The 13,610-nt window shown below is 26.8% G+C and carries 11 protein-coding genes; 6 read left to right on the top strand and 5 right to left on the bottom strand.

The window, feature by feature from the left end; all coding sequences use genetic code 11:
• Window positions 1-39: 39 nt before the first annotated feature.
• Window positions 40-423, top strand: coding sequence for a (deoxy)nucleoside triphosphate pyrophosphohydrolase (locus AAT22_RS18030; protein WP_047002259.1), 384 nt, complete (start codon window positions 40-42; stop codon window positions 421-423).
• Window positions 424-477: 54 nt separating this feature from the next.
• On the opposite strand, the gene AAT22_RS18025 is transcribed toward AAT22_RS18030, so the two are convergent.
• The 4 genes from AAT22_RS18025 to AAT22_RS18010 form a co-directional block, all read right to left on the bottom strand.
• On the bottom strand, window positions 478-3,447 hold the full coding sequence (locus tag AAT22_RS18025; RefSeq protein ID WP_047002258.1) for a DEAD/DEAH box helicase: 2,970 nt from the start codon (window positions 3,445-3,447) through the stop codon (window positions 478-480).
• 425 nt (window positions 3,448-3,872) lie between these two features.
• Window positions 3,873-4,856: a GMP reductase gene (gene guaC / locus AAT22_RS18020; protein ID WP_047002257.1), complete on the bottom strand. Its 984-nt coding sequence runs from the start codon at window positions 4,854-4,856 to the stop codon at window positions 3,873-3,875.
• A gap of 245 nt (window positions 4,857-5,101) precedes the next feature.
• The gene (locus tag AAT22_RS18015; RefSeq protein ID WP_016208971.1) at window positions 5,102-5,680 is read right to left on the bottom strand and encodes a hypothetical protein; all 579 of its coding nucleotides are present in this window, start codon (window positions 5,678-5,680) and stop codon (window positions 5,102-5,104) included.
• A gap of 66 nt (window positions 5,681-5,746) precedes the next feature.
• Entirely contained in the window at window positions 5,747-6,298 is a 552-nt protein-coding gene (locus AAT22_RS18010; protein WP_016208970.1) for a TetR/AcrR family transcriptional regulator, read from the bottom strand.
• 211 nt (window positions 6,299-6,509) lie between these two features.
• Here AAT22_RS18010 and AAT22_RS18005 point away from each other — a divergent pair, with 211 nt between their 5' ends.
• From AAT22_RS18005 to AAT22_RS17985, 5 genes are all read left to right on the top strand, one after another.
• Window positions 6,510-7,211: an ABC transporter ATP-binding protein gene (locus AAT22_RS18005; RefSeq protein ID WP_016208969.1), complete on the top strand. Its 702-nt coding sequence runs from the start codon at window positions 6,510-6,512 to the stop codon at window positions 7,209-7,211.
• Between the two features lie 9 nt (window positions 7,212-7,220).
• Window positions 7,221-10,622, top strand: coding sequence for an FtsX-like permease family protein (locus AAT22_RS18000; protein ID WP_047002256.1), 3,402 nt, complete (start codon window positions 7,221-7,223; stop codon window positions 10,620-10,622).
• Between the two features lie 95 nt (window positions 10,623-10,717).
• Window positions 10,718-11,251, top strand: a complete 534-nt coding sequence (locus AAT22_RS17995; protein WP_047002255.1) for a hypothetical protein — start codon at window positions 10,718-10,720, stop codon at window positions 11,249-11,251.
• Window positions 11,252-11,415: 164 nt separating this feature from the next.
• Window positions 11,416-12,015, top strand: coding sequence for an ECF transporter S component (locus AAT22_RS17990; protein WP_156174359.1), 600 nt, complete (start codon window positions 11,416-11,418; stop codon window positions 12,013-12,015).
• Between the two features lie 102 nt (window positions 12,016-12,117).
• A complete protein-coding gene (locus AAT22_RS17985) occupies window positions 12,118-12,654 on the top strand; it encodes a hypothetical protein (RefSeq protein WP_047002253.1) in 537 nt (178 codons plus the stop codon).
• A gap of 197 nt (window positions 12,655-12,851) precedes the next feature.
• Here AAT22_RS17985 and AAT22_RS17980 read toward each other — a convergent pair whose 3' ends face one another.
• Window positions 12,852-13,307: a hypothetical protein gene (locus tag AAT22_RS17980; protein ID WP_047002252.1), complete on the bottom strand. Its 456-nt coding sequence runs from the start codon at window positions 13,305-13,307 to the stop codon at window positions 12,852-12,854.
• Window positions 13,308-13,610 lie beyond the last annotated feature (303 nt).

The following is a 13,610-nucleotide window of genomic DNA, read 5'->3' as shown; positions in this document are numbered from 1 at the left end:
AAATTTATTCATAAGTACGTAATAAAGGGGAATTAACATATGAAAACAATTGAAGTAGTAGCAGCAATAATAAAAAAAGAAGATAAAATATTTATTACCCGTAGAGCAAGTGGGGACTTTGCAGATATGTGGGAGTTTCCAGGAGGAAAAATTGAAAAACTAGAATCAAGAGAAGAAGCACTTATTCGTGAAATAAAAGAAGAGTTAGAATTAGATATAGATGTATTAGAATTTTTAATAACAATAGATTACGATTATTCAAATTTTCATTTAACTATGCATTGTTTCATTTGTGAAATTTCAGGTGGTAAATTAAATTTAAATGCCCACAATGATTCAAAGTGGATTACCTTAGATGAGTTAGATGAACCAGAATGGGTTCCAGCAGATATTTTAGTTGTTGAAGCTATTAAAAATATGTAAGAAAAAGTGATAATATTACATTCTAATAATGAAGTATTATCACTTTTAATTATTTTATGAAGTTATATATTCATAAATATCTTCTCTAACAGGGGTAAGTAGTTGATAGTTAATTTCTACAGCTGTTTTTTCAGTATTTTTCATTATAAATGTGTGTGGTTTTCCAATAGCTTTTATTTTTCCAAGGAAGTAAAATTCTTTTGAAATTTTATCATCTTTATTTTTTCTTACAAATAAACTCATTTCGATACCTTCATTTTCAGCATTATAAGCACGGACAATATCATCAGAAGTTTCAGTTCTTCCTGCCTTCGATATAGCAAGTAAATGAGAAGGTGATTCAAATCTATCTTCGTAATTTATAGTTGCATTAATATCTTCAGATTTTTCATAGTTGATAAATACAGGACAGGTCTTTGTAGTTTTATCAAATTTATAGCCACCTATATTAAGAGGAACTTCTCCTTTTTCCCACTCTAATAATCTACATACGTCATCATAGGTATATTTTTGGTATAGTTTGAAATTAGTATTCATATATCTATCACTATAATAATTATTATATCTAGTTATTCCAAAATCTATTAATTCTAAGGCCATAGATTTAAAATTTTCATTTTTAAGATGTTTATTAAATATCTTAGAAATATTATAATCAGAATCTGATTTTTCTATAAAGATACATTCAGAATATGTTTTTTTGCTAGATCCAGTTGGAAATTCATTTGTAAGAACATTTACAACATTAGTTTTTGTAATATTTTTAAAATCTATATTGTAATTTAATTTCAATTCTTCTTTCAATCTAGCCATTAAATTATCTTTATGTGTAATAGCAGATTTAAGTAAAATAAGTTCATGAATTCTCTTACCAGAAGATAATTTTTTTGATATAAATTCAATAAATAATGCTTGTGAATCATCAAGTTCTATTTTATATTCTTTTTCATATTTCTTTAAGAATTTATAATAGGATCCAAGACTTTTATTATCAAAGATTCTTAATGGATCAATAGACTCATATACATCAAAATCAATTAAACTTGGAATTCTACCAATCTTTTGTTTAAGAGCAGTATAACTTTCTTTAATTAGCTTAATATCATTAAAATTAGCAGTATCAATAGATTCAAAAATTCTTTTTTTAGATATTTCATCAAAATTAATTGTAGAACATCCTGGGATAACTCTATTACTTTCGAGAACATATTTTCTAAGATTATCTTTATTGAAGGTTCTATCTCCTGATAAAGCAATGGGAATTAGAAAGTTACTATTATAATTTCCTATAAAATCTATAATAATAACATATTCTTTAGAGTTATCTTTTCTAAGGCCTCTACCTAATTGCTGAACAAAGATAATTGAGGATTTAGTTGGTCTTAACATCACAACTTGATTAATAGTGGGGATGTCCACTCCTTCATTAAAAATATCAACTGTAAAAATATAATCTAAAGAGTTTTCTATTTCATCTTGCTCTAAACGTTGAATTGCATTTTCTCTTTCAGATTGTGTATTATCCCCAGTCAAAGCTACTGTTTTATAGCCTCGTAAATTAAATATATCTGAAAGCTCAAGGGCTTCTTTTTTATCACTGCAAAATATTAATCCTTTTACTCTATCACCAGAATATCCATAGAAATTAATTTTATCAATAATATGATTAACCCTTTCTTCAGAAACTAAAAGTTTAAAATCAGTTTTTTCTTTTAAGTCAACTTCATTAACTTTAATATCAGATATACCAAAATAGTGAAAAGGACAAAGTAAATCTTCTTCAAGGGCTTGTTGAAGACGAATTTCATAGGCAATATTATAGTTAAACATTTTAAATATATCAAAGTCATCATTTCTCTCAGGTGTAGCTGTCATGCCTAATAGAAATTTAGGAGAGAAATAATCAACTATTCTTTGATAACTTTCAGCCCCAGCCTTATGAACCTCATCAATTATAATGTAATCAAATTCATCTTTTTTAAAGCTATTAAATATCTCAGGTTTTGATAAGGTTTGAATTGTACAAAAAATAAAATCTTTATTAATGTCCTTTTTTGAGCCAGATAATATTCCCATACTTCTAGTATCACCAAATACATTTTTAAAGCTGTTTAAGGCTTGTTTTGCTATTTGTTCTCTATGTACTATAAATAAAGCTCTATTAGGGTTATAATTTCTTAATTCAAAAGCGGATAAATAAGTTTTACCAGTACCGGTTGCAGAAATTAATAAAGCTTTATCAGCACCATTTTCTCTAATTTTATTTAAACCTTGAATTGCGGATACCTGCATTTTATTAGGTTTTAATTTATATTGGGCAAGACTTGGAACAGTACTTTTTCTAGTATATTTAATTTGTTGTCTATAAATATCTTCATAGGTTTCTATCCAATCTAAGGTTAACTCATCAGCATCATTCCAAAGGTGATGAAATTCATCAATAACACCTTCAGTTAAGGAGCCTTTTTCTAAAGAGGAAATCTTCAAATTCCATTCTTTATTTTTCGTTAGGGCAGATTGGGTTAGATTTGAGCTACCTACAATTAGCTTGTAATGATCATTATATTTAAAAATATATCCTTTAGTATGGAAATTTTCCTTGTTATATATTTTAAGTTCAATATTTGAAAATTCAAGAAGCTTTTTTAAAGCCTTAGGTTCACTAAAATTTAGATAATCCGTAGTTAAGATTTTACCTTTAACACCCTTTTGCTCTAATTGTTTAAATGTTTCTAATAAAGGAGTTATGCCACTACTTGTAATAAAAGCGACAGATATAAGAAATTCAGTACATTTATTTAATTCGGATATTATTTCAGTTAATACTTTGCTTCCTTTAGAGTAGTCATTTACTATTAATTTTGGTATTAATGCCAAATTTGAAGCCAGTGAACTATTTATTAAACCAGTTTCAATAGCTCTAAGAATTTCAGGTTTTAATAAGTTTTCATTATTTATATGAATAGGTTTAAAATCTATAGCTGATTCTAGATTACTATGCTTTGTTTTAGTTAAAGTACTCATATTTACCTCTCAATTAAATATTAGACTTACTATATAAATTAAGTCTGTTAATGATTGTATTATATCATATTTATTATATTCAATAAGATAGAGTCTTTTATATTAAATTATGTTTTATAGGAAAGTAGGTCATTCCGCGCTCAAATAGTCTGGTTATGATATTAATTATGGAGCACTAACTGAAAGCGTATATAAGAGGTTTTTAATAAGGAAGACATAGAATATTAATATTATTTTAAGGACTTTAAAATTAAGGAATGTACTGAAGAAAGCATTATGAGATATGGAAGTGAAAAAATGGCTTGGAAATTTGTGATTAAAAGGAGAGAATCTATGGTGGGAAGACCTTTTAAGAGCTAGGGATAAAAAACAAAATAAATCTACTACTAGTTAAATATTAGTAGTAGATTTATTTTAAAATATTTCTAATACACTCTATCACCATTAAAAATTGAATTTTTAACAACTACATAATCAACAGTTCTAATTGCATCTAGTTTTTTGCCTCCAGCATAGGAAATAGATGATTGAAGGTCTTGCTGCATTTCTATTAAAGTATCTTTTAGGGAGCCTTTATAGTCCACAAACATTTTCTTTCCTTCAACATTTTTTCTTTCACCCTTTTGGAATTCAGAAGCAGAACCAAAGTATTCCTTATAAAGTTTTCCATCTTTTTCAATAGTTTCACCTGGAGATTCTTCATGCCCTGCAAACAGTGAGCCTATCATAACCATAGAAGCACCAAATCTAATTGATTTAGCTATATCTCCATGAGTACGGATACCTCCATCTGCAATAATTGGCTTACTTGCAGCCTTTGCACACCAGCGTAGTGCAGCTAATTGCCAACCTCCTGTTCCAAAGCCTGTTTTAATTTTAGTGATACATACCTTTCCAGGACCAATGCCTACCTTTGTTGCATCTGCACCAGCATTTTCTAACTCTCTTACTGCTTCTGGTGTTCCTACATTTCCTGCAATAACAAAACTTTTAGGTAAATGCTTTTTTATGTGATGAATCATATTTATAACTGCATTAGAATGGCCATGAGCAATATCAATTGTTATGTATTCTGGTGAAAGTTCTTGTGATTTTAATTGTTCTATAAAGTTATATTCTTCAGTTTTAACGCCAACACTTATAGAAGCAAATAATCCTTTTAGTTTCATATCTTTAATAAATTGTATTCTACCCTCTGGGTTGAAACGGTGCATAATATAAAAATATCCATTTTCCGCCAGATAAGCTGCAATTTTTTCATCCATAATAGTCTGCATATTTGCAGGAACTACAGGTAATTTGAAAGTTCTTTCTCCAAAAGTTATAGACGTATCACATTCAGAACGACTGTCTACTATACATTTTGTTGGTATTAATTGTATATCTTCATAATCAAATACATTATCCATTTTTACACCTCTATATACGAATAATTTTTACATATGTCAATTTAAAGTTCGTTTATTAAGTATATTATACATGTACTCTATAGATATGTCAAAACCAATTGAAGTATTTTTAAATACACAATCTTATTATAGCCAACACAATTTTCTTTATGTAAAACTATAGACTTCAAAATGCTTAAAGCCCCAAATATCAGGATATAGGATATTGTAAAACTTATCTGATATTTAGGGCTATTTATTTTAAATTATTTTTCTAGTAAATTTCTAATTTCATCAATTTCTTTAGTTAATTCATTTATACGTGATTCTAATATCTTTATTTTATCAGTATCATCATAATTAGACTTTGAACTAGAATTTGAGCTTTCTTTTTTTTTGCTTGAATTTTTATTATCATTACTAGAAGTACTATTTTGTGAAGTATTTGTTGAGGTTGTAGTACAGAATGGATTATTTATATTATAATTTTCAGGGCTAAAATATCTTCCTGGCCCTATTTGAAAGTATTGTTGTTGAGCATTATATGTTAAAATTGCTTGACCAACTAGTTGAAGCCAGTTACCTAATGCATTTTGAACATTAAAAGGAGTACTTCCAGCTATTATATTTCCAAGTATTTCTCCTATTATTATAAATAACTCAGGATTCAAAGACTGAAATCCATTAGGTATATCATTACATCCTATATTAGAAGAGCTATTTGTATTGTTAGAACTACTATTACTATTAAAGTTATTTTTCGTAGAATCATTATCTTTATTAGAAATTGTATATCCACAAGCTTTAGCTAAGTCTTCAAAATTATTCCATCCATTAAAGTTCAAATTTTCCTCATAATATAATTGATTTTATTTATTATATTATTTTTTCTTTAAAATCGTTACTTTATATTAAGGTCTAAATGAATTAATATCATTTATGATTTGAACTATTTCTTTAGGAGATTCATTTAAATCATGTTCTAACCATGTTTGAATAACTGAAATAATACCACCAACAGAATATCTTATAAAATAGTCTAAAAACACATTATCAATTTTTGAACGGCTAAGTAATTTATCAATCTGAGCTTTATTAGCCACATAGAGAATACGGTCTATAATGTTGCTTTCCATTTGTTTACTAAATAATATCTTGCATAACTCTTTATTTTCACCAATTAATTCAATAACTTTAAGAAGTAAAATATCTTTATAGGCTTCAACTGGAGTTTCTTCAATATATATTAATATTTGATTAAATAATTCATCCTCTATTGATTTAAGTAGGTGGTAGGCATCTTTATAATGAGTATAAAAAGTTCCTCTATTAATATTTGATTTTTTACAAATATCAGTAACGGTAATTTCATGAATTTTTTTATGTTTAAGTAAGTCAATTAAGCTTTCTTTTATTATTTTTTTAGTATATAAAATTCTTCTATTTCCTTTAATTCCTGACAATTAACTCATCCTTTTTACTATTTATTAATCATTTTCAAAAGTAAATGTTATTAAATAAACAAAAATGGACAAAATGTATATTTAATAACACTATGAAAATATGTGATTATTGTAACTTATTTATATATTATTTATACTTAGAATTATAGCATTAACTAAACAAGCTGTCTATTTAATAACATTGAGGTAGATACAAACAAAGGAGAGCGAAATGTCATATATAGAAATAAAAGATGAATATAAAAGATATAAAATTGGAGATAACATTATTGCAGCAAACAACGGAATTAACTTTTCAATAGAAAAAGGAGAGTTTGTTATTATTTTAGGACCAAGTGGTGCTGGAAAAACAACTGTACTAAATATACTTGGAGGAATGGATACTTGTGATGAAGGTAAGGTAATTATTGATAATGTTGATATATCAAAGTTTAATAATAAACAACTTACCAATTACAGAAGGTATGATGTAGGATTTGTATTTCAATTTTATAATTTAGTTCAAAATTTAACGGCAAAAGAAAATGTAGAGCTTGCAACACAAATTTCAAAAAATGCTTTAGATGTTGATGAAACTCTTGAGTTAGTTGGACTTGGTCATAGAAAAGGTAATTTTCCATCCCAACTATCTGGAGGAGAACAACAAAGAGTAGCTATAGCAAGAGCAATAGCTAAAAATCCTAAATTACTATTATGTGATGAACCAACTGGTGCCCTTGATTATAAGACGGGAAAACAGATATTAAAAACACTGCAAGATACATGTAAAAATACAGGGACAACAGTAATTGTAATAACTCATAATTCAGCTCTTGCACCAATTGCAGATAGAGTTATACAAATTAAAGATGCGAAGGTTAGAAGTATTGAAGTAAATGAAAATCCTGTTTCAGTTGATTCTATAGAGTGGTAGAGGATAAAAATGAGGAATATAGCATATAAAAAATCAATAATAAGGGAAATATTATCTTCAAAAGCAAGATTTATTTCTATGTTAGCAATAATATTTTTAGGAGTTACTGTTTATTCTGGAATAAAATCAGCTGGCCCAGATTTAAAAGATTCTATAAATGAATTTTTTAGAAAGCAAAACTTAATGGATAGCAAGATAGTGTCTAGTATAGGGCTAAATGATAATGATTTGAAGTTATTACAAAATAATGATAAAATTTTAGATTATTATGCAACTCATAGTATAGATGTAAACTTAACTAATACTAACAATGTGGTTAGGTTTATGGAGTATGATCCTAATGAAGTTATGAATAAAACTATTGTTACAGAAGGTAGATTACCTGAAAATAGTGGAGAAATAGCTTTAGATAAAAATGCTTTAAAGGAAAATGAAAACTTTAAAATAGGAGATGAGTACACAATAGAATCTGATGTAGACTTAGATGAGTATTTCAGTAAGAAAACTTTTAAGATAGTTGGATTTGTACAAAGTCCTATGTATATAGAAAATATATCTAGAGGTACAACGACTGTTGGAAAAGGAAGCATTGATTACTTTGCAATTATGAATAGTAGTGATATATCAATGGATGTATATACTGAAATATATGTACAATTTAAAAATGTAAAGGACATTGGATCATATAGTGATGAGTATAAAGAAAAGATGGAAGAAAATAATAAGTATCTTGAAGATTTATACTCAAATAGAGCTATAGAAAGAATTGAAGAAATAAAATTAGAAGCACAAAAAGAGCTTGATAAAGCTTATAAGGAAATAGAAGATGGAGAAAGAAAGCTTCAAGATGCTCAAAAAGAAATAGATGATGGGAAACTTCAGATTAGTGACGGTAAAAATCAGTATGAAGAAGCTGTAGAAAAGTATAATCAAGAAATTAGAGATGGAGAATTAAAACTAATTGAAGGCGAAAAACAATTAATTAATGGACAAAATGAGTTAGATAAGCAAAAAGAACAATTTTTAAATGGAGAAAACCAACTAAAGAATGCTAAAGACGAACTTGATAATGCAAAACAAGAATTTTTAAATCAAGGCATAGACCCTACTCAAGATACAAAAGAGTATGAAAATCAAATAGATAGTTTAAAGATGTTAATTACAACATATAATACACTTTCTAATGATATAAAAGAAACAGCAAGCAATATAAAAGATGGTGATAAAATTCCAAATGAAAAAATTCAATATTGGAAAGGTGTCATATCTAATCCTAGTTTAGGATTAGATAATCTAAGTAGCTTAGTAAGTAATCTAGAAAAAAATCCAAATGATATTTCTATAGCATTTAGTATTTCAAATGCAATAGATGGCGCCAGTAAAATAGTAGGTGAAAATAAATTCAAATTAGAAGCTTTAGTATCTGGAATAACTAAGTATCAGCAAGGGATAACCGCCTATGAAAAACAAGTTAAAGTTTTTAATGAAGGTAAGATAAAACTTGAAGAAGCCCAAAACCAATTAAATAAAGGACAAGAAGATATAATAAAAGGAAAAACAGATCTTGAAGAAGGCAAAAAACAAGGGAAGTTAGAACTTGATAAGGCTAAGAATGATCTTTTAGATTCAGAGAAAAAATTACTTGATGGCGAAAAAGAAATTACAGAAAATAGAGAAAAGTTAATTGATGGGCGAAAAGAATTAGATAAAGAAAAAGAAAAGTTAAATGATTTAGATGATAGTAAATATTATTTCTTTAACAGGGAAGATAATCCCGGCTATACAACTTATAAAGGTTCAATTGATAGCTTAGATAAAATAGCTTTAGTATTTCCTGTATTTTTCTTCTTAGTTGCAGCACTTATATGCTTAACTACAATGACTAGAATGGTAGAAGAAAATAGAGTAGAAATAGGAACATTAAAAGCTTTAGGCTATACAGATTTAGAAATATCAAGGAAATTTGTAGTTTATGCAGCATTGGCTAGTATTTTAGGAAGTATCATTGGTATAGTAATTGGAAGTAGTATACTTCCATATATAGTTAGTAAAGCATATTCATCTTCATTTACTTTACCAAATGTAAATATATATTTTTATCCGTCATATATAATTCAATCTTTAGTAGCTTCAATAGTTTGTACAGTAGGGGCAGCTTTAATTGTATTAAAAGGAGAATTAATGGATAGTCCTTCTAATTTAATGAGAACAAAGGCTCCAAAGGTTGGTAAGAAGATATTATTAGAAAGAATTACACCTTTATGGGAAAGATTAAACTTTAATCAAAAAGTTACATTTAGAAATCTATTTAGATATAAACAAAGAATGTTAATGACAATACTTGGCATATCAGGATGTATGGCTATGCTTGTTGCAGGATTAGCCCTTGAAAAATCTAATTCTTCAATTATGGATATTCAATTTGGCAAATTAATAAAATATGATGCTATGATAATATTTAATGATAAGAATATTGAAAAAGAAGATGAAGATTACAATGAATCTCTAAAGAATTTAAAGGGATATGAAAGCAGCTTAAATATTTATCAAGATTCAGTTACTTTTAGCAAAAAAGGTGTGAGCAAGCAAACTGCCACTATGTATGTACCAGAAAATATAAATGAATTAAATAAGTATATATTATTAAATGATAGGGAAAGTGATAATGAGTTTAAACTATCAAATAATGGTGTAATTATAAATGAAAAACTTGCAAAACTTTTAGATGCATCTGTAGGCGATAATATAGTTGTAACAGATTCAGATAATAATAATCATGAAGTTAAAGTAGATAATATAGTAGAAAATTATGCTGGACATTATATATATTTATCACCAGAATATTATAAAGATATATTTAATAATTCCCCAATATATAATGCACAATTACTAAAATTAAATTCAGATAGGGAAGATGATGACAAAGTATCTACTACTCTCATGGATAATGATAAGGTTATAAATGTTACTCTTGCTTCAAAGATGAAGAAATTAAGTGAATCTGCTGATTTAGGATTGGTTATGATAGTAATAATAGTTGCATCAGGAAGTTTGGCATTTGTTGTATTATATAATTTAATAAATATAAATGTATCTGAGCGTATAAGAGAAATATCCACAATAAAGGTATTAGGTTTTTATGATAGTGAAGTAGCAATGTATATATTTAGAGAAAATATAATACTTACTATATTAGGAATACTATTAGGATCCTTCCTTGGAAAGATATTATATGTATTTTTAGTAAGTACAGCAGAAATGGATAATATGATGATGATTCCAACTGTAGATATGAGTGGTTATATAATTTCTAGTTTAATTACAATGTTTTTTGCGCTATTAGTTATGATAATGATGCATATAAAACTAAAAAAGGTAAATATGGTAGACGCATTAAAATCTATTGAATAAAATATTTAAAATAACTAAGAATATGTATATATGTTCTTAGTTATTTTTTATTAAAGAATTTAACAAAATGATTTATAAAGGGAGCTGAGTTAATTATGAAAAGAAAAATGAAGCGATTGGTGGCATTAGTAATAATTATAATTCTAACTAGTACTAATATATCATATGCTCAACCAACTGATCCAAGCTCGCCATATGGACCAAAAGTAGAAGAGTTACAAAATAAAGAAGATATTCTTAAAAATTTAGAAGATATTAAAAGAATAAGAGGAAACTTAACTGTTATTAATATAAATGCAGATTCAACAGCAGAAGAGTTAAAAGAAATTGATAAGGATATAGATTTTTATATACAACAACTTGAAACTATCCAAAAAAATTTAGATAATCATAAACTTTCATATAAAGAGTCTTTTCCAGATTTGTTTTTTTCAGAACAAATTGTATTTATAGTTGATAGTTATATTATAAGCCTAAGGCAGCAGCAAAATTTAATAAGAGCATTAGAAAATAATAAGAGTGAGGCAAGAAATTTATTTTATTCAAGCTACTTAATACCAGTATATTATTATATTAATTTAGCAGATCAAATGATAGCCTATATTGACATCTATTTTACAGTATCCTAAAAAATTAAATTTTAATATATATTTATTATTATATAAAAATCCACTAAATCAAATTTGGTTTCGGTGGATTTTTGCAATTTTACAATGTATGTATACAATTGACAAAGTTTAGCTTTGGTTAATACAATATATGTAAAGAATTATAATTCAAGGGGGCAATTATTGTGAATAAAGAAATTAAATTCAGAAAATTAGTGCAAGCAGCACTATTAGCAGCATTATGCTTTGTGTCATTTACTTATCTACAAATTAGAATACCAACTCCAGGTGGTGGATCAACTTCACTTCATATTGGAAATGCATTTTGTGTTTTAGCAGCTTTATTGCTTGGCGGATGGTATGGGGGATTAGCAGGTGCAGTAGGTTTAACAATTGCAGATTTACTTGATCCTGTATATATATTAGTAGCACCTAAAACTTTTGTTTTAAAGCTGTGTATTGGATTAATAACAGGATTAATAGCTCATAGGTATGCCAAAATAAGTGCAAGCAATGATAAAAAATATATTTTAAAATGGAGCATCATTGCATCAATTGGGGGTCTAGCTTTTAATGTAATCTTTGATCCTATCGTAGGATTCTTTTACAAACAATATATATTAGGACAACCACAAGAAGTGGCAGCATCTTTAGCAAAATTAAGTTCAGTTGCAACATTTATAAATGCAGTAGTTTCTGTAATACTAGTAACACTTATTTATAATGCAGTAAGACCAATTTTAGAAAAAGCAGGGTTATTATTGCCTATTTATTATAAAAAATAAAAATTTTAATCTAATTTTAATCTTTCTTATATTTTAGATTAATCTTCTAAAAGTATTATATAACCATAATAAATGATTAAAAAATACATGGAGGTAAATAAAATGGAAAGAAATGAAATGATTGAAATTATAATAGCAAAGGCTAATGTGACTCGAGAAGAAGCAATAGAGGTATTAGAAAAGTTTAACTGGGATGTTGTAGATTCTATTATATATTTAGAAAGAGAAGGAAAAGTAGAAAATAATGAAATTACTACAATAATCGAAGTTAGGGAAGAAAATCAAGAAAAACAAGAAAATAATAAAAACAAAGAAGAAAACTATGGAGGAATTGGAGCAATTATTGGCAAAATATTTAAAGGAATAGGCAAAATTTTAAAAAAGGCAAATGAGAACTTTTTTGAAATTAGAAAAGATAATGAAAAGCCAATGAGAATATCATTAATAATAGCAATACTTTTATTAATCTTCTTATCTGTACCAACTATAATATTGTTAGTACTTGGATTATTCTGTGGATATAGATACTCATTAAGTGGATCGTATATGAAGTATGATGGAGTAAATGATGTATTCGAAAAAGCATCAGAATCAGCAGATAATATGAAAAAAGATTTCAAAGAAAACTACGAGAAATAATGAATGAATGAAATCATGAATGAAAAAGTGAAAGAGTGAAAAAATTAAGGTGAAAAATCCTTAAGGTATTTTAAAATTAAAGAGAGCTACTATGCTAAGAGTTTTGGGGAAACTTACTGTGCGGAGACGAACCAACAACTCTAAGGCATAGTAGTTTTTTATTCAAAAAGTACGAAATTATTTAATAATAGTAAATTCTATGCTTCATAATCAAATTTATTATTAATAAGCTTTTTCCATCTTTTCTGTCTAAATCTATAAAATATATTAGCAAACAATACAATAAAAAGCGTTAGTATGCCTGCATTTATTTCTATTGTGTCAGCATAGAGTGTTCTATTGTTTCCGATATCTTTTAAGTAAACATTATGATCCCACTTTTTTATTATCTTACTATAACCATTATCTCGAATATTTTTAATATCATCATCCATGGAAATTATTATCCATTGACTTCCAAAGGGTATAAATCCAAGAATATACATTTTAATAAGATACTTTCCTTCTTCCCAGAACTCTGGTATCAAATGATTTTCTACTTCGACAAACTTTACAAGTGGTTCTGCTATATAAAAAAGTGACTTAGATTTTTTTATTTCATTAAATAACTGATCTGAATTGCAATTAAATATTGACATTACTTTAACTAACATATTTCCATCTCTCCTTTATGATTCAGTTACAACACGATACAAGGTGATTATAACATATTTTACCAAATCAATACGCTTAAATTTACTAAGATAAAATTTTTTTAATCAATTCGCAATAATTTCAAAATATATATTATATTCTTAGCTGTGAATTTATTAAAGTTTATTGAAAAACTAATATACTTATAACAAGTAAAATAGTAAAATTTATATATATTGGGAAGAATCTAAAAAGATGTAGCAAGTACATAAAAGTTTCATTTTAAACTTATAACCTGAAATCTGTTCCCTCTTCCCTGATCA

It is taken from the genome of Clostridium sp. C8, from assembly GCF_001010885.1.
GTDB lineage: Bacteria > Bacillota > Clostridia > Clostridiales > Clostridiaceae > Clostridium > Clostridium sartagoforme.
The sequence above is the reverse complement of the archived record's forward strand: the minus strand, read 5'-3'. Positions and strand labels throughout refer to the sequence as shown.